Source organism: Paenibacillus sp. 2003, from assembly GCF_031455635.1.
Classification (GTDB): Bacteria; Bacillota; Bacilli; order Paenibacillales; family Paenibacillaceae; genus Paenibacillus; species Paenibacillus amylolyticus_B.
The window spans coordinates 1,793,391-1,812,849 of sequence record NZ_JAVDTB010000001.1; the positions used below are offsets into that span (position 1 = coordinate 1,793,391).

General features: G+C 44.2%; 13 protein-coding genes. 10 read left to right on the plus strand and 3 right to left on the minus strand.

What is annotated here, in order from left to right; all coding sequences use genetic code 11:
- Position 1: 1 nt before the first annotated feature.
- From J2X75_RS07955 to J2X75_RS08000, 10 genes are all read left to right on the plus strand, one after another.
- On the plus strand, positions 2–757 hold the full coding sequence (locus J2X75_RS07955) for a class I SAM-dependent methyltransferase (protein WP_310335564.1): 756 nt from the start codon (positions 2–4) through the stop codon (positions 755–757).
- Positions 758–958: 201 nt separating this feature from the next.
- The gene (locus J2X75_RS07960) at positions 959–1,906 is read left to right on the plus strand and encodes an ABC transporter permease (RefSeq protein ID WP_307536301.1); all 948 of its coding nucleotides are present in this window, start codon (positions 959–961) and stop codon (positions 1,904–1,906) included.
- Between the two features lie 13 nt (positions 1,907–1,919).
- The gene (locus J2X75_RS07965) at positions 1,920–2,789 is read left to right on the plus strand and encodes a carbohydrate ABC transporter permease (protein ID WP_017688329.1); all 870 of its coding nucleotides are present in this window, start codon (positions 1,920–1,922) and stop codon (positions 2,787–2,789) included.
- A gap of 65 nt (positions 2,790–2,854) precedes the next feature.
- A complete protein-coding gene (locus J2X75_RS07970) occupies positions 2,855–4,441 on the plus strand; it encodes an extracellular solute-binding protein (protein WP_310335565.1) in 1,587 nt (528 codons plus the stop codon).
- A 93-nt stretch (positions 4,442–4,534) separates the two neighbouring features.
- A complete protein-coding gene (locus J2X75_RS07975; protein WP_310335567.1) occupies positions 4,535–6,274 on the plus strand; it encodes a sensor histidine kinase in 1,740 nt (579 codons plus the stop codon).
- Positions 6,274–7,884 (plus strand): response regulator, encoded by a 1,611-nt coding sequence (locus J2X75_RS07980; protein WP_310335568.1) that lies wholly within the window; start codon positions 6,274–6,276, stop codon positions 7,882–7,884. The genes J2X75_RS07975 and J2X75_RS07980 overlap by 1 nt, the downstream gene beginning before the upstream one ends.
- A 97-nt stretch (positions 7,885–7,981) precedes the next feature.
- The gene (locus J2X75_RS07985; protein WP_310335569.1) at positions 7,982–10,213 is read left to right on the plus strand and encodes an FAD-dependent oxidoreductase; all 2,232 of its coding nucleotides are present in this window, start codon (positions 7,982–7,984) and stop codon (positions 10,211–10,213) included.
- Positions 10,214–10,230: 17 nt separating this feature from the next.
- The gene (locus J2X75_RS07990; protein WP_310335572.1) at positions 10,231–11,439 is read left to right on the plus strand and encodes an SGNH/GDSL hydrolase family protein; all 1,209 of its coding nucleotides are present in this window, start codon (positions 10,231–10,233) and stop codon (positions 11,437–11,439) included.
- Positions 11,440–11,709: 270 nt separating this feature from the next.
- Positions 11,710–16,773: a golvesin C-terminal-like domain-containing protein gene (locus J2X75_RS07995; RefSeq protein ID WP_310335573.1), complete on the plus strand. Its 5,064-nt coding sequence runs from the start codon at positions 11,710–11,712 to the stop codon at positions 16,771–16,773.
- Positions 16,774–17,113: 340 nt separating this feature from the next.
- A complete protein-coding gene (locus tag J2X75_RS08000; RefSeq protein WP_310335574.1) occupies positions 17,114–18,001 on the plus strand; it encodes a cation diffusion facilitator family transporter in 888 nt (295 codons plus the stop codon).
- Between the two features lie 125 nt (positions 18,002–18,126).
- On the opposite strand, the gene J2X75_RS08005 is transcribed toward J2X75_RS08000, so the two are convergent.
- The 3 genes from J2X75_RS08005 to J2X75_RS08015 all read right to left on the minus strand — a co-directional run bounded on the left by J2X75_RS08005 (position 18,127) and on the right by J2X75_RS08015 (position 19,381).
- Complete coding sequence (locus tag J2X75_RS08005) at positions 18,127–18,597, minus strand: ferritin family protein (RefSeq protein WP_310335576.1); 471 nt, start codon at positions 18,595–18,597, stop codon at positions 18,127–18,129.
- Between the two features lie 106 nt (positions 18,598–18,703).
- Positions 18,704–19,144: a hypothetical protein gene (locus tag J2X75_RS08010; RefSeq protein ID WP_310335578.1), complete on the minus strand. Its 441-nt coding sequence runs from the start codon at positions 19,142–19,144 to the stop codon at positions 18,704–18,706.
- A gap of 51 nt (positions 19,145–19,195) precedes the next feature.
- On the minus strand, positions 19,196–19,381 hold the full coding sequence (locus J2X75_RS08015; RefSeq protein ID WP_310335580.1) for a hypothetical protein: 186 nt from the start codon (positions 19,379–19,381) through the stop codon (positions 19,196–19,198).
- Positions 19,382–19,459: the final 78 nt, after the last annotated feature.

Here is a 19,459-nt window from a genome sequence, read left to right on the forward strand (position 1 = left end):
GATGAACAATAGAGAACGGTTTTCGAGCCGGGTCGATTCTTATTTGAAATACCGCCCGAGTTATCCAAAAGAGGCTATTGACTATTTGTACGACATCGTTGGTTTACGTGTGAACAGTAATATAGCAGACATCGGTTCAGGTACTGGCATCATCTCAAAACTACTTCTGGAACGCGGAAGCTATGTAGTCGCAGTCGAGCCAAATCAGTCAATGCGGGAAGCCGCCGAGCAAACTTTAATAAACAGTTCGAAATTTCAGAGTACATCAGGTTCTGCTGAATCTACTGGATTACCTGATCAGTCGGTTGATTTTATTGTCTGCGCTCAGGCATTTCATTGGTTCGATCGCTCCGCAGCCCAGATCGAGTTTCGCAGAATTCTACAGCCGGGTGGGAAAGTAATACTGATCTGGAATTCTCGTCTTACTAACGGTACTGCATTTCGTGAAGAGTACAATCAACTGCTCCATACATATGGAACCGACTACAATAAAGTTAATCATAAAAATATTTCTCAGGCGATACTGCTCTCTTTTTTCAAGGAAGGTTCAATGCATGAAATGCGATTCAAAATGAGTCAGGAGTTCGATTTTGAGGGCTTGAAAGGCCGGTTGTTATCATCTTCTTACAGCCCTGTACCCGGGCATGCAAATTACGATCCAATGATGACAGAACTACGGAATTTATTTGATAAAAATAATCAAAATGGTCTTGTTGAATTCGATTATGAAACTGAGATTTTTTGGGGAGAAGTATAAATAAGGCATTTGAAAGTCGCTATTATAGCGGCTTTTTTTTTATTTTAGTGGAACAAGTTTTTGTCTCACTTGCCGGGATCAGCTGTTGGAACGAGCCAAAGCACACTTCCTTAAAATCTTATAAGAAATTCTTGATATTTCAGAAATTTATCCGATAGGCGGGTGCTATTATACAAATACAAACAAAGACGAGGTGATGAAATGCAAGCAAAATTGGCAGCGGACGCCGTTCCCATCTCCACAAAGCGAAAGTCATGGATAAGGACGATAAAAAAGCACAAAGTGATGTATGCTCTCTTATTACCAGCCTTAATTTATTTTGCGGTATTCAAATACATTCCTATGGCGGGAATCATGATTGCTTTTAAAAACTACAACCTGGCTTTGGGACTATGGGATAGCCCCTGGGTGGGATTCAAAAATTTTACGGATTTTATGAACGGCGTTTATTTCTGGGACATCATGAAAAATACGATCATCATTTCGCTTTATAAGCTATTGTTCGGTTTCTCCGCGCCTATCGTACTTGCTTTACTCCTCAATGAAGTGTATAGCCAATGGTTTAAGAAAATCGTACAGACAATCACTTATTTACCTCATTTTCTATCATGGGTCATTGTGTATGGAATTATGGTAGCCTTACTAGCCCCAGGCGATGGTCTCTTTAACATGATCTTGAAGGATTTTGGTGTTGAACCCATCTCGTTTCTAACGGAACCTGCCTGGGGTAGAATGCTGATCATCTTATCTGAAGTATGGAAGGATATTGGATGGGGGGCGATTTTGTACCTTGCCGCCTTGGCAGGAATCGATCCAAGCTTATATGAAGCGGCTCGAATGGATGGCGCATCCAAATGGAGACAGCTCTGGCATATCACGTTACCTGGCATTCGAGGAGTCATTATTCTGATGCTGATTCTTAAATTAAGCCATATCCTGGATGCGGGTTTTGACCAAATATTCATGTTTGCCAACACCTTTAACCAGGAGAAGATCGATATTATCGACACATGGGTATACCGTGAAGGGTTGGAGCGTCTTAAGATTGGCTTGGCTACTGCTGTAGGATTGTTTAAAGCTGTCATCGGATTTGCTTTAGTGTTGGCAGCGAACAAGCTCGCCAAAAAATTCGATGGGCAAATTTGGTGAGGTGGTCTATAGTATGATCCATTTGACAATCGGGGAAAAAGTCTGGCAAACCGTCGTTTATGTAATTCTTATTTTATTATCCCTACTGTGCGTGCTACCCTTTCTATATGTGGTTGCTGTCTCCGTAACGCCAGAATCGGAAGTATTAAGAAGAGGGATTGTGATTATACCAGAATCCTTTACCTTTCTGGCCTATAAAGAAGTATTCATCTCGCATGGGATCTGGCAGGCGTATAAAATTACGTTGTTTCGAACGATAGTAGGCACTGCGTTAAATGTGTTTTTTACGGTGATTGCGGCCTACCCGTTATCCAAAAAATATTTACCCGGAAGAAGTCCGTTTTTACTCTTCATTGTGTTTACCATGATGTTCAGTGGGGGATTAATTCCGACATATTTACTAATCCGCTCTCTGGGATTGTTAAACAGTCCTTGGGTATTGATTATTCCAAATCTCATTAGTGCATTTAATCTGGTGATTATCAAAGGTTTTTTTGAGCAATTACCTGGTGAAATCGAGGAATCAGCGAGGGTAGACGGTGCCAGTGAACTTCAGACGTTATGGCGGATCATTTTACCCCTGTCCTTACCCGTACTTTCTACCATTTCCTTATTTTACGCAGTCGGGCATTGGAACAGTTATTTTGATGCCATTGTATATATCAATGATTCCAACTACATGCCACTTCAAGTGATTCTGCGCAACATCCTGCTTAACGTCGCAACTCAAAGCGCTGATTCGCTCGCCAATTCCGGGGCTGTCAGTACGTTCGCTGTGCAGATGGCTACAGTTGTTGTAACTACAGTCCCGATATTGATCGTTTATCCATTTTTGCAAAAGCATTTTACCAAAGGTGTACTCCTGGGATCCGTTAAAGGGTAAAAGGTGTTCCAATCTAACTTATTACGGGGAAACCGTGATAATATACAAGCAAAGGAGAGGTCAATATGCAGCGTAAAAAGATTTCATTTGCTATTCTGTCGGCAATCTTAGGACTTGGAACGCTTTTGTCAGGATGTGGGGGAAATGAAGAAGTTACATCGACAACTTCGAGTAATTCGCAAGGCCAGTCTGGCCAGTTTGCAACCAAAATGAAAATCTCAATGTTTAACCAAGGTACTTTTAATGCTGCTGCTCCCGTACCTCCACGTGATGAAGATATTCAACGCCAAATGTTGGAAGAAGAGATGAACATCGACTTGGAGATGATGATTCCTCAAGCGGGTCAAGCAACAACCAAACTGAATACACTCATTGCAGGCGGGGACATTCCAGACTTGATCTTCTTGAAGAGCCGTGCTGATCTCGCGCAATATTACGACCAAGGTGTTCTTGCGGATTTGACACCGTATATGGACCAATTCCCTGAACTACAGAAACGGTTTGGCACCGACTCCTGGGAGGCGATGTCCTATCAAGGAAAAACCATTGGAGTTCCAGGCTATGATAATGTAAACGGTATCAGTCGAAGCTTCTTCATCCGTAACGATTGGCTGAAAAAGCTGAATATGGAAGTACCAACGACACCTGATGAGTTGTTCGAAGTTATGAAAGCCTTTACAGAGAAAGATCCGGACGGGAATGGTAAAAACGATACGTACGGATTCATCGGCGGTATGAATAAAGAAGGCAATCTACAAACCTACGGCTTTGATAGCTTGATGTGGATGTTTGGCGTCAATCCGCCTTCGGCCGTTGAGATAAAAGATAATGAACCGGTATTTCTATTTATCGATCCCAAAATGAAAGAGGCGCTTGCTTACATTAATAAAATGATGGCAGCCAAGGTGGTTGACCCGGACTGGGTGACGATGAATTCGCCTGATCTGTTGGACCAAAAGATGTTTAAGGGTAAAGTTGGCTTCATGATCAGAGATGCTCGCAGGCTTGAACCGGATTATCAGCAAAAAATGAAAGAAATTAGTGGAGAGGTGCCCGAATGGATCGTTATTCCTCCGATGAAAGGCCCTTACGGGGATCAAATTGTAGAGAGAAAATCGTTCCAGGGCAATTCATGGGCCATATCCGCAAAAGCGGACGAGGATAAAATCATTCGGATCTTGTCCATGCTGAATTATCTCTTTACGGATGAAGAAGCCTATCCAAACTTTGCATACGGAATCAAAGGCATCCATTGGGATGTCGTAGAGGGCAAGATCAAAAATAAAACCTCCGAGTTATCAAAGGAAATGAAAGAAAAGTACCTGTGGGTTGATCATTATAGAATGCCACGCCGTGGTGATGATGCGGAGTACTTCAGCTTCCAGAATCCGAAGACGGCGGAAGCTTTCAAGGACAATCAGCAATATGTGGGGCCAACGTTACCCGGAAATTTATTGACCCCTGACCCAAGCGATACCTTGGATGCTGACCGCACGCGCTTCATTAATGAAAGCTTGGTTAAATTTATGACGGGCAAAGAGCCTCTTTCCAACTGGGACAATTTCCTCCAGACGCTGGATACCAAGTTTGACATGCAGAAATATAAGGAAACAGCAATCCAGCAATTTAAAGAAGCCGGCCTTATCAAGTAAAAATAAACGAAGAGAGAGTGGCTATTCGTAGCCCCTCTCTTTATTCGCATATGCTATTCTTAGTTTAAGACAGAACTAAAAGGAAGATGATGGATGCGAAGAAGAATCAGCTTGCCTTTAAAATTATTTTTTATCGTGTTTGCCTTTGTATTAGGCTGCATCATCTTGATAAGCCAATTGTCTTATCGCTATGTTCAAAAGGAAATAAGAACCAATGACATTTTTTACACCAATCAAATACTAGACAAGGTAGACCAGTATTTCACCGTTAATTTTTCCTCCTTCCAGACGATTCTCTTCTCAGTTGAAACTTCGGTGAAAGCCAACATTAACAATACCGAAGTGATTAAAAAGCAATTAAGGGAGCTGTATGAACTCAACAGTATTTATGTCAGTAATATTTATTTGATCAAAAGCGATTTATCCATTCTGGGCGGAAGTACACCTACTCGAATATTCGATGAACCTTTGTCGGAAAGAGCCCCTTTATTTGATGCGGCTGACAAGAATAGAAGGACTACCTTTGTTAGTGAACCTTACAAATCGAAGTACTCCGGCTGGACTGTTACGATGGTTCGTTATCTGAACGGTGCTCCGTTTCCTATGGCCATTGCGGTTGATCTGGATCTAAATGCCATTGAAGAAACCTTGTTCAAGATTAATAAACAGGAACAAATGAATCTGGCTCTGATCACTGCGTCAGGTAAGATCATTGCCGGATTTTCTGAAAATAAAGGACCTCTGAATATCCAAGATCATTCTTTTTCGATCGGAGAGACGTCAGCGGAAGAAATTCTGGATACAACAGAAACAAACCTTCAACTGTATACCAACGATGGCACTCCGGTCTCCCTTTTGAAAAAACCAACGGAGAAATTCAACTGGACCATCATCTCGATCAACGATGAATCACGCTTAAAAGCAGCGTTATCCAGATTGGAAACCTATTATCTCGAGCTTCTTGCTGCAGGTCTTCTTTTAAGTTTGTTCATTTCTTTTTTGGTTGCCAAATATATAAGAAAACCACTCTATACGCTCAAAACAAAAATGAAGCAGGTGGAACAAGGTATCCTCACAACGACAATAACGATTAATCGAAACGATGAGTTTGGCGATCTTTCACGAGCATTCGATCGTATGCTTCAGCAGATTGTTGAACTGATTCGCCGAGCCGAGCTTCATAATGAACTTGAGCGGAAGTTGGAAATCCAGGTGTTACAGTCTCAAATTAACCCTCATTTTCTGTATAACACACTTGGTTCGATCAGCAATGTGATACGTCTCGGACAAATAGAGAAAGTAGATGTGGTGATCGGGTCGCTTATTTCATTATTGGAATACGGGATAGACGATGCTTCAGAGAAGGTTTCCCTAAGCCAGGAATTACGCAATGTAGCGGACTATATCGAGATCCAGAACATTCGGTATAACCGAAACTTCAACTTGATTGAAAATATCGAAGCAGGGTTAATGGATTTTCCGGTTTTCCGAATGCTGCTGCAGCCCCTTGTGGAGAATAGTATCTTCCATGGTTATAACGGAGGGGGAATTGAGGGCCCTATTACGATTCATGCATACAGGGAGGACGGCATCGTCATCATCGAAGTTGTTGATCAAGGTGAGGGAATTCCGGCCGACAAATTAAAGCATATTTTAATCTCGGAACCAAGTGAAGAGGAAGTAAAAAGAAAACGAATCGGGCTGAATAATATTCATGGTCGAATAAGACTTCACTACGGAGATCAATTCGGACTGGATATCATTAGCATACCTAAGGAAATAACCCGTATACGCGCTGTATTCCCGGCAGAATTGCCAAAAGGAGATGCATAATGGGGAGAGACTATACCTGCTTCATTGTTGACGATGAAGACCTGATCATTCAACGATTGGAATTGTTTTTTAGCGAGCTCTCTCTTAGGGATAGACGATTTGTTCTGGTGGGAAAAGCGAATAATGGGCTGAATGGGATCGAGGAGATCATCAAACTTAAGCCGGATATCGTCATATCCGATATTGTCATGCCGCGAATGGACGGAATCTCCATGATTGAGCAGTTAAAAGTGGAGCTCCCCCATACCCAATACATACTTCTGACCGCCTATTCATCCTTTGAATACGCCCAGCGGGCTATTCAAGCCAACGTATTGGAGTACATTGTAAAGGTTCCGCTAAGGGAAGCCGATTTGAATCGAGCGTTGGATAAGGCAGCAGTAATTTTAAATGAGTTTGAGAAAAAAGAAGCGGAATTCCACTCGTTAAACGTATCCGTGCTTGAAAATAAATACAGAGTCCGCAAGCAATTTTTTAACGAATTGATCCGAGGTGAAATTCCTTCTCATCGGGCATCGGATTTTGCCAATCGCATGCAGTTTCATTTCTTTCAAGCCAACTATTGCTGTTTCATTGTTGAGATGAATACGTATGAAAGTTTCCGAAACGAATACGCGGCCGCAGATCAAAACATCTTGAAGTATGCGATAACAAATATCATCGAAGAAACAGTTATGAATGGTAGCAGTGGGGTAGCTGCGGATCTGTCCGATAATCGTTTTATTGGTTTTTTATCCTGGGAAAATAACCGCAGTGATATGGAAACGGAATATGCTTGCCTATCCTTGGGAGGGCAGATCATCTCTCATTTGCATCAATATTTGAATAAAAGAGTATCTGTCGCTTTTGGAAGTCCACACCGAGGCTGGGAATCGATCAAACAGGCTTATACGGAAGCTAAAAATGTGAGTGAGGATTTCTATTATCATACCGAGAAAGTCGTAAAAACGCCGATGCATCGGTTCCAATACCATAATGACAAAAAAGCAGATTTCCAACAGAAGCTGGCTGATTTTCTTATACGCCTGAAGAGGAAGATTTCCAAGGAAGAGTTGGACAATGCACTTGCCGATCTGTCGCAATTTGTTACGGACCATAAAATCCACAAGTCCATCATGGCGCCAATGATTAGAGATTTGTACAGAGACATTACCGTGAAATTTAAATCGGGGAATAAGATGGCCACGGAAGTTCCAGACTTCCCCATGGAATTTATGGCTTTTCAGGAGCAACTCGCCTATATTGGCGACTTCACATTCGAATACGTGCATGCGGGCCAACTATTACATCGTGCAGAAATTATGAGTGCAATGCATTATATAGAGACAAACCTGAAACAACGTTTAACGTTGGAGGCAATTGCCGAGGAAGTGAATTTAGCACCATCGTATTTTAGCAGCTTATTCAAAAAAACAATGAACGAAGGCGTGATCAGCTACATCAACCGTAAAAAAATCCATCTCGCCCTCGAGTTGTTAAACGTTCGGGATTATTCATTATTGGAATTGTGCGAGGAAGTAGGCATCGTCAATGAAGGGTACTTTTGCAAACTTTTTAAAGAATATACGGGGGATACACCTAAGCAATATCGGATAAAAATGACACGGTAGAAATCCTAATAAGGATGCAAAAAAATGTATGATTTTTTCGCGAAATCCTGTAAAAAAAAAGGTGCCAAAACCATTACCATGATAGGAGCATCTAATCATGGAGGTTATCAAAATGGAGCTTATGAAAGCAGATGTAACCGTCATAGGTGGAGGAATTGCCGGGATATGCGCTGCCATTGCTGCCGCACGCCAAGGGCTGCAGGTTTCACTTATCAATGATCGGCCAGTTCTGGGGGGAAATGCGAGCAGTGAGGTCAGGGTTCATATCAACGGGTCGGCATATCTCGGAAACAGTCCATCCTATTATGCTCGCGAAGGCGGGTTGGTGGAAGAACTCAAACTGAAGATCTTTCATTATAATCCGTTATACAACAAAAAGCTTATGCTTTCGCTTTCGGATACAGTCTTGCTTGACATGGTTTATGATGAGCCCAACATTTCTCTATTCCTTAACACATGTGTGCATGAAACAGGCGTGGAGAACGGCAGAATCAAGTGGGTGGAGGGCCTTCAATTGGCTTCCGAAAGAAAATTTCGTTTTGAAAGCCCTACCTATATCGATTGCTCCGGCGATGGAATTGTTGGGTACCAAGCAGGTGCTCACTTCCGATGGGGAAGAGAGGCGAAGCATGAATACCAGGAGGAGCTCGCTCCAGAAGTGGCAGATCATTACACGATGGGTGATACGATTCTGTTTCAAGCCCGTGACGTAGACTATCCCGTTCCTTACAAAAGGCCAGGCTTTGCGTATGATATTACGAAGCTGGAGTTTTTTGATAGTATCAGAAAAGGATTAAACCATCGGTCTTTTCCAAGAAAAATCAACGGGCTTGGCGGATTGTGGTGGCTGGAATACGGCGGACATATGGATATTATCAAGAATAATGAAGACATTGCCTTGGAACTGCGGAAATTGGTGTATGGGATATGGGATTATATCAAAAATAGCGGTGAATTTGATGATGTAGACAATCTTATCCTGGATTATGTATGCCCGATTCCGGGAAAGCGGGAGTCGAGACGGTTTATAGGGGAACACATGCTGTCTCAGAACGATCTTACAGCAAAGTCTCATTTCGAAGATGCGGTATCCGTCGGAGGGTGGTATATGGATCTGCATGCAAATAAAGGCATCTACGATGAGGGGCCGGCTACCGCCTGGAATTTTGTGCCGGGATTGTATAATATCCCTTTCCGCAGCTTATTTTCACGCAATATCCCTAATCTCATGTTCGCTGGCCGTAATATAAGCGCTACCCACGTGGCTTTTGGGTCTACAAGGGTGATGGCAACCTGTGGTTGTATGGGGCAGGCGGTAGGAACGGCTGCTGCGTTATGCGTAAAATATGATACAGACCCCGCGGCCATCGTCAAAGCCCATATGGGTGAGCTTCAGGCGCAGCTGCTTCGAGACGGGCAAACGATTGTAGGGTTTCAAGAGCCGTTGGATCCTTATTTCGCAGACGGATTAACGATTCGTGCCTCTTCTCAGCGAAGCTATGAACAACTTCATCCAACCGAAGAGATCTCCTTGGAAAGAGCGTTATGTTTGGTCTTGCCGATCCAGACATCTCTGGTTGAAAGTGTGCAGATCAAAATTAAAAATAGATCCGAGCATTCGGAAACGTTGCAAGTGAAGCTGTTTGGCGGGGAGCGGAAGGAAAGCTATATTCCCACCAGCGAGCTGAAGGGATACAACTTGGTGATTTCAGCGGGTCACGATGACTGGATTACACTGGACCTCAGCTGCAAGAAGCCAGAAGACGACAAAATCTACATTGTATTGGAAGGTACGGCGGGCCTTACTGTACACAGCAATGAAGAGAAAATGACTGGAGCGGTTAGCTTCCTTTATAGACCGGAAGAGCCATCCAGGCTGAAGAAACTTAATAAGAGCATTTGCTTCAAAGACCTGATACCATCTCAAAATATGTATAATCCCACGAATGTCGTCAACGGTTTCTCCAGACCTTATGGTCTGCCTAACGGCTGGATATCGGAAAGTACGGAAGGACAGGAATGGTTGGAATTTGGTTTTGCAAGCCCCAAGAATCTGGATGAAATCCATCTTATTTTCAATTCAGAACTGAATTTGGAGCATTTCGACGATCCGATCGAACCACTGATCCAGGATTATGATGTGACTTTAACTTTAGAAGATGGAACCAAGAGTGAAATTAATATCCGCGGGAATTACCTTTCGTTGAACAAACATCAGGTGCATGCACAAGGTGTAACCCAAATCCGGTTTGATTTCTGTGCAACGTATGGTTCGCCTTATTATGAAGTGTTTGCTGTAAAACTTTTTGCTCCTAAAAATGCTACTTGAGGGCGGGTGAAGTCACGATGAAGGAATTTTTCCCACGAAGTGGGCTGCCTAATGTCATTCAGAAGTTAGAAAATGGAGAAACCGTGACCATCGTTTATTTTGGCGGCAGTAATACACGTTCGGAAGGATACAGGGTCATGACGGCGGATTGGCTACGAGGGCAATATCCCCATGCCGATATCCGCGCTGTGAATGCAGGCATTGATGGGACAGGATCGGACCTCGGCTGCGCCCGTTTGGGGACAGATGTGCTTCGTCATCAGCCTGATCTCGTATTTGTTGAATTTGTTGGAAACGACGGCGGAGTTCCCGAATCCAAGGCACGGATCGAAGGGATTGTCCGACAGATTCGCAAGTGTAGCCGGTTCACCGATATCCTGTTTGTATATACGGTTAAGGAGCGGGATTTGACCTCATTTCAATCCGGCGAATACCAGAAGGGCGCTCTTATGCAAGAGGAAGTCGCCGACTATTACGACATTCCTTCCATTCATCTGGGCGTAGCGGTCAGTCAATTGGTTTCGGACGGAAAGCTTATTTTCACCTCAAGGGCAGACGTGGCCATTCCCGGAGCCGTTATTTTTACGCATGATTCGATCCATCCAACGATTCCCGAAGGACACCAGATTTACACAGACACCATCATTCGGTCGTTTGAGAAAATGAGCAAACTTCGAGATCACGTGGGAAAAGTCGAACATCACTTGCCGCAGGACCCCTTGGTCCCGTCCAATCCTTGGGAATATGCAACCATGCTGCCACTGGATCGTCTTACTCATTTTTCCGCAGGGTGGTCTTACGTGACCTCTGATGACTTTCCTTTAGTGCGTGAGTATGATTGGTTGTTCCCCGGTCTATGGCGAGCAGTTGATCCCGGAGAGGCGATCACAGTGGAGTTTGAGGGTACCCACATCGGGCTATTTGATATCGGGGGGCCGGATTCTGGCCGATTGAAAGTGTCGGTGGATGGAGGGGAACCATTCCTTATTGATCGATTCACACTCTATAACGATCATAATCGAAATCAATATGTTTTCTTGCCGGAGCTACCAAATGGGAAACATACAGTTTGCTTCGAGATCGATCACGAGAAAACTGACAAAGCAGCCATGTTTGAGGCAAGTGGCAATGAACGAAGTATGGAACATGTTCGGCAACATCCTGCTTGGTATGATCAAACCGTCATTCAGCTTGGAAAGTTGTTATTGGTGCAGCCGCCATTATAATTGATGGGTTCACTTGGAACACTTGGAAGACCTATATTCTATCTGACTGCTACTGAGCAATCAATTAGGATGTAGGTTTCTTTTTTACTTAAAATCGTATAAGAAATTCTTAAAATGAAAGAAATTTCACCGTAATCTAACATGCTAAGATAAAAACGACAGAGCGGGATTAGGCAGAAGGGGAAGGTTAATTGCTTTTTTACAATCATTTGAGCAAAAGGCAATGCACTTATGGAAGCGTTATCATTTTAAGGAGAGGCTGTGAATTGTATGGTCAAAAGGAAGCTGTTTTTCTTCATCGTTTTCATGTTGATGATCGTAGTTCCTTTCAGCCTGATCGGAATAAGGTCCGCTTATGCGGAGACCTTACCTTATCAGACGATTATCATCGATGACGGGAGTATCAAGATCAATGATGTTGTGACACCTGATGCGGGTAACGAGAACAATGGATATGCGGCTCCAAATTGGACTACAAGCACAGGGGTAAAGGGGTATGATCTTTCCAGCACCAAATATACGAGTACAGCAGGCAGAACGATAACATGGAATCCACGCTTGGAAGCAGGAACGGCGAAAGTATCGTTCTATAAGTTGGATTGGGCAGATAAAGCAGATAGCAATGTGAAAATTGAGATCGTTCATAATGGAACTACGGATGTAGTCTATATGGATCTAAGACCCTCATCTGGCGAGCCGGCGGGTTGGGTTGATTTGGGAGAGTACTATTTTTCCGGGGTTGGTGAAGAGTACGTTCAATTGACCCGGTCTACCAGCACCACAAACACGATCCTTACACGTGCTGATGCGGTCAAGTTCGAAGGGAATATAAGGCAGAAAGAGCCACATAAGACAATCATCATTGATGATGGGAGCCTCACAATTGATCATGTCATCACTGTTGATTCAGGCAACGTCAGTAACGGGTTCTCCGCTCCTTATTGGACGACCAGTGCAGGAGTGAAGGGATACAATAATTCCAGTTCCAAATTTACAGACGCTGTAGGTAGAAGCATCACCTGGAATCCACGCTTGGAAGCAGGGACGGCGAGAATATCGTTCTATAAGCTGGATTGGGCGGATAAAGCAGACAGTAATGTGAAAATTGAGATTGTTCATAACGGGATTACGGATGTTAAGTTTATGGATCTTAGACCTTCGTCAGGTCCATCGGTTGGATGGGTGGATCTGGGGGAGTATGAGTTTAGTGGTGATGATAGCGAATTTGTCAGGCTGACTCGAACGCAGCCTTCTACGGGTACAATTATAACGCGGGCTGATGCAGTCAAGTTCGAGGGGAATATCCGTCAACAAGCACCACCGCTTCCCCCCCTAAGAAGCCGTACCTTAGCGAATCTCAGTTACACAGAGAAAGGCAGCATCGAAAATGCTAATTACAAGGCAACCTTCTATGAGGCAGCATGGGATGAAGGTAAATCCATCGTTCGTGACATGTTCTACAAAAACACGGAGACAGGGAACTGGGTTCCAATCAATAATGAATCGGAAAGACTTGAGGAACAATGGGTTTTATTGGACGGGAATGCGGGGAGCCGAACCAATTACTATGATACGATGAACAAACGCTGGATTACATTCGACGGGGTCCATTTTCCCGACAGCCAGACGGCGGTACTAACCGACTCTACGCATGGCAGTGATTACGATTTTGAAGTGAACTGGTCCATGGCAGGGGATAAACCAGATGTCTCTTTTGCCTTTACGCCTCGCCGCGACGGCAATTATGTGATTGGATATCAGTCCTTCACAACAGAGGCAGTCTCGGGCATTAATGAAGTGTTAAATGGATTTAGGTCACATGCCAAAATGGTAGGTACGGTGGAATCAACAAGTTTAAGAGAGCTGAGCGCTCCGATGAGCCTGGTTGAGAAAAATGATGGTGCGGGAAATCCATTGACGTATGGCGTATTTGTACCTTCGGCAGAGCTTCCGGTTGAATTTGAACCGACGGGAGGCGTTACGAAACAACGGCTTGGCATGAGCCTGGTCAACAACGAAGGCAGCGTGCAGCCAATCCTGTATGCGCCTCAATTAGGGACTTATTCCCAAATGACCGCAGAAAGCACGTATCAATTTCATATTGGGCTAATCGCTCAAAAAAGCAATCTGTATGAGTCCTACGCGGATATTCTTCGCAATGATTATGGTTATTCAGCTTATCGGGAAAATGTGTCAGATCAGTCGCTTACTGATGCGATGTTTAATATGATCGATTTGCTTAAGGTTGAGCCGCAAGGGGACGACTCTGTGAATTATGTCCCATCACCCAGCGGGTGGTGGAGCCGTGCCAAGGGTTTTATCGATATCGAAAACGAGGATAGCGTCCGAACAAGCTCAAATGCGGTTCTTTTGGGAGCTTACTATTTAACTGGGGATGACCAGCTATACGATACGAGAGCACTGCCGTCCGTCCAGTATGGCGTATCGCGAAATGGTATCGGTTGGTCGCCAACGCAGAAGAAAGTATACGGTGTGCCTTCGTTATGGAAAATGGCTACTCTGCCGTTCGATGTTTCAAGTGTAGCCGCTGTCAATCAGATGATGGGCACTTCGGCAGGGATTGGGGCACTGGCACAGGAAGAGTACCTTGTGCGTGACCCGGATCAGAAAGACAGGGGTCCTGTCATTCAGCCCCTGATGATGTATCGGATGACGGGAGATGCGCAGTATTTGCAAGCTGCAAAGGATGCAGCCGACAGTTATATCACGCAACATATCGATACGCCTGCATCTGTCGATGTGAGTAAAAATGAGTTCATTTATTATTATAGCAAGCTATGGATGGAGATTTTGGAGCTATATGAGGAGACTCAGGATCCCAAATACTTGGATGCCGCTTATAAGGAAGCCAAACGGTATGCAACCATGTTTGTTGCTCGTCCAGTTCCTGAAGGTAACGTTACGATTCCTCAGCCGGAGACATATAATTACGCGGAGTCGTTCCATTGGCCGGAGAGTGGTAAATTTCAATATCCTAGGCTTAAGCTTCCCGAAGATATTGCCGGAGGCGTTCAAGCGGAGCGTTGGCTTGTTTCACCAAGCGGATTGACGTTTGAAGCAGGAAGTACAACCGGCTATTATCGAATGAATGCTCAGGAAGCTCCATTCATGCTAAGATTGTCGCTTTATACAGGGGATGAACTGCTACAGGACATTGCTCATAATGCGGTTATTGGCCGATATTCCAGTTATCCAGGTTATTATTATAAAGGCTTCGCCGTTAGCCAACTTGAACCGGACTTTCCTCTGGAAGGCCCAAGCGGGGCTACATCCATCTATTATCACCATATTCCGGGGCAACTCGGGCAAACGATGGATTATTTGATCAGCGAACAATCATTGAAATCGAACGGCAGTATTACGTTTCCTTCCGTTTTTGAAACGAATTTTTTATGGTTCAAATATCACCTCTATGGGAATAAACCAGGTCAATTTTATGGTAATTCGGACGTCTGGCTTTGGATGCCCAAGGGGATTATTAAAACCAACCATCCTCAATTGAATTGGATAACGGGTGAGAGCGGCGATAAATTCTACATCGGGTTAAGCAACGCATCTTCAGAAGAAGTTCAGACTCCAATTGAATTAAATGAACAAATCATTGGATTCAACCCGGCACAAGATTACACCGTAACGATCATCCGTGACAATGGTACACCAGAGCAAACGGTTATGAGTGGTGGAATCATTCAAGCCACGGTTTCAGGCAAGGGCATCACCGCGATAATTGTAGAGGGACTCGATATTGATGTACCGCTGCATCAGGTCAGAACGGCAGATACATCGGATGCAAGTTATTTCTTTGATACCCACAGTCCAATTGACGCGGTTAAAGGCATGCTGATCGTTAAGCCTGACGAAACGGTTTATGATGCTTATGTGCAGGCCAAAACAACGAAACCAGCGACAATCCATTATTCCCTGGATGGCGGGGCCACGTACACAACCGTGCCAGATACGATATACCCAATGGAATGGTCGATACGGGTGGATGATTTATCCCAGACCTTCACTTATTATGTGGAATCGGAGGGGAAGCAGACCCGCAAGCGGACACTCTATCTGCCTAATCAGGTATCGGAAACTCCAGTTCAACCCGATGGGCAGGATAGTTCAACCATCATTGTGGATAATACGGAGGCGGAGACAGAAGGTGTCTGGATAAGGGATACGACGGCTAACGATTATTATTATGATAACTATGTGTATGCCAAATCTACGACCGGCACAGCGACAAGCAAAATGAGATGGCGGCCTGAGCTGCCGGAAAGTGTCACTTATAGTGTGTATTACAAGATTCCGCAAATCACGGCTGCGAGTGAAAATTGGGCAACAAATGCCTCATTTACCGTTTATCATAGCGGCGGCTCCGAGACGGTGACAGTTGATGAGACAACAGCGAATGGTACTTGGGTGCACCTAGGTGATTATCCTTTTGCTGCAGGCGATAGCGGGTACGTGGAATTAACCAATAAGGCCAACAAGTCCAGAGTCGTTGCCGATGCAATCATGTGGGTGGACCCAAACAGGATACCGCAATTGGAGTCTGCTGTGATCATGTCCGATCGGAACGAGTTGCAGATGACTCAAACCGCACAACTGAGCATAACCGGCTACTTGGATAACGGTTTGATCGGTGATCTTACACAGGCCGATGTGCAGTATTTCGTTGATCGTACGGATCTGGCTGAAGTGAATAGCAGTGGGTTGTTGACTCTTCTTAATCTTGATGGGAACACGGATCACATTGAGGTATGGGCTACTGTCACGATTGACGGAGTGACCTTAACCACACCGCCTTTGAACATCACGATCAGGGACCTAACGGTTATCGTGGACAGTACAAATACAACAGGGTTATACACGACAGAAGGGTCTTGGAGCCAAAGCAATTTAGCTGGATACAAAATTGGGGTTAAATCCCGCTATTCAACAGTTCAAGGATCATCAGCAACGTGGAAAGGCGAGTTTCCAGAGGGGAAATATACGGTCTCGATCTACAAACTTGTCCATACGACCGCAAACGATAACAATGTCAAAGTGGAAGTGAAACATAAAACGGGTACCGAGGTCACCTATATCGATGCAACGGCCGGCTCATCGGGTTGGGTTAATCTGGGGACGTTCGACTTTACAGGTGACGGCAGCGAGTATGTCCGGTTAACCAGAGTTACGCCTACAACGGTAGACCCACCAACGCTTCCTGCGGATATGATCTATACGAGAGTTGACGCTGTTATGTTCGAACGGCATTCCGATGATTCGGAGCTGCTTACCAATGAGGTGCAAGGTGAACCGACACTTTCTGAATAAGTGCAGTGATTTATGAATGGAAGTGGAACAACTGTAAGTGATGTTATACAAATTATTGCAAAATAACGCTAAGAGGCCGAGTGGATCAAAACGATCCATTCGGCTCTTTATATCTAAGTGCAAGAAAGTGTGGTTACAAGGAAAGGCAGTCGGCCAACTTCCTCTTACCACCCATTAAGCACTTAAGTTTGCCAAATCCAACTTTTTTGGATGCTCGTAAAAAAATTGCCGCTTTCAGATTATGTTTCGTCACACTCAAAACGTTTCTCTAGACCCACACAAATCTTCAATGGTACCATCATACACGTGCTAGAAATGAAGATTGCAGGAGGATATCTTTTTGGATCAACTAAAATACGATAATCTAAAGCTGGGGGAGCGCGGAGCTATCATAAGCATTATCGCCTACATATGTTTGACCTTAATAAAACTGATCGTTGGCAATATGGCCGGATCCGAAGCCCTAAAGGCGGATGGATTAAACAATGCCACCGATATTGTGGCCTCCATAGCTGTACTGATCGGTTTGAAGCTTGCCCAACGCCCAGCCGACAAAGATCATACATATGGTCACTGGAGAGCAGAGACTGTTGCGTCACTAGTTGCTTCTTTCATTATGATGGCGGTAGGTTTACAAGTACTGTTTGAAGCCATCGGTTCTGTGTTCAGGGGTACACATGAATCTCCGGATATCATCGCTGCGTACACAGGTATCTTCTGCGCGGTTGTCATGTATGTGGTCTATCGCTATAACAAGAGACTTGCTACACGTATTCAAAGTCAGGCGGTCATGGCTGCAGCTCGTGATAACATTTCAGATGCCTGGGTGAGCACCGGTACGGTCATTGGGATCGTGGGTTCCCAGTTCGGCCTCCCATGGCTGGACCCTGTAACGGCTGTCATCGTAGGTTTCCTGATCTGCAAGACCGCTTGGGACATTTTCAAGGAAGCCACACATCATCTGACGGATGGTTTTGATGTTGAATTGATTCAGGAGTACAGAAAGACGATTGCCGGAATTGACAGCGTAGAGACAGTTAAAGACGTGAGAGCGCGGAACTATGGCAATAACGTTGTAGTAGACGTTGTCATAACAGTCCATGCTGAGCTGGATCTTCAACAAGCACACGATATCTGTACAGACGTGGAGAACGAGTTAATGGAGGAGCATGACGTATACACCGTTCACGTTCATGTGGAACCTGATATGTTGAAAGAGTGGATTTAATATCAAGATTTTGAAAGATTGATTGCGCAAAGCAAAACCAGTGAACTTAACTCATTCACTGGTTTTTTGCTGATTCCAATTGTTATTCTGGAAACGAATCCACGCGTTATTTATCCTCTACATGACTATCTCGGCAAATTGTAGGTAATCAGATTGTTATATTTATCCGCATGTTTCTGTTCATCCAGAATGATCCCCCACACCGTGTCTTTATATATGCCATAAGGGAGACCAAACCATATTTTCCGATACTTTTCCACGGCCGCCAATTCACCTTGAAACGCCTGTTGCAGCCCAGCAAGATAAGAGGTGACCGTCTCAACCGGCTCACTACTTACGCCCGAAATCTCCTGACCCGTTAGATCTTTGTACATTTGCCGAAACATTTGATTATGTCCGCGTTCATCATTACGGATGCTCGTGATGATGGCAGCCTGATTGGCATCAGGTGACAACTGAATCAGTGAATCATAGAAAATTTCATCGTTTCGTTCTCCCTGTACAGCCGATTTGATTAATTCAAGTGCTTCGGCTGATGATGTTGCCCATACCGGAGTAAAAGTGTACCTGTAACCATAAGGATATGCCACATACATTACGAATCCCTCCAAGACAAATATGAGTTAAGATATGCACGTATGCCCATCAGCGTTAACCCATATCATATGTCCGGCCTTATTAGTCGAAAGTTTCAGTGAAACTTCACTTGGTATACCTCAATATTTTACTGTAACCATAAGCAAGAACAAATGGCAGGAGGTATGACAAAAAGGTCCAAAGAAGGTTCCATCCATTAAAATAAATGACATGCCTCATCATTTTGGCAAGCCATTCGATTACTGTCAGCGACAATGATGCAACAAGGATCGCCAACCATGGCTTGGCGCCTTTTACTAAAATCGTATACATCATCAGGCAACCAGCGATCGGATAGATTCCAAGGTCCATTGGAAGAGCAGCCAAGGATTGATTATGAGTATTCGGAAGAATATTCCAGAAGTAATTAAACCCGATATTGTTGATGGATGCTGAAATAGCCACACCGAGTGGATAATATAGAATAAGGATTGTAAAGTTCCGACGCAGAATCCATACACCCAATATAATGGGAATGACCATACCCAACAGAATGTTTCCTAACATGCAATTTTCCTCCAAAGCTTTGTTACTTCTGTAGTTTAACTATAAGCCGCATCACTCCGTTGTCTTCTCTTCCAGAAGGCGATCCACCTTATCTGTAAGTGCATCCAATTTTTTATCATAATGCTTGTACGTATAGTATCCAATGATTGCTTTGACCGTAAAAAAGAGTATCGCGGCAATAACAATCAATATATAATTGTGGGCAATCTGCCTCAACCAGTCGTTAACCGCATTCATCGAATTTCTCTCCTTAAACACATAGTTGGTTAAGTTAGAGTACCCATCTTCATGGGAAATAATGCATGGCTATACGGC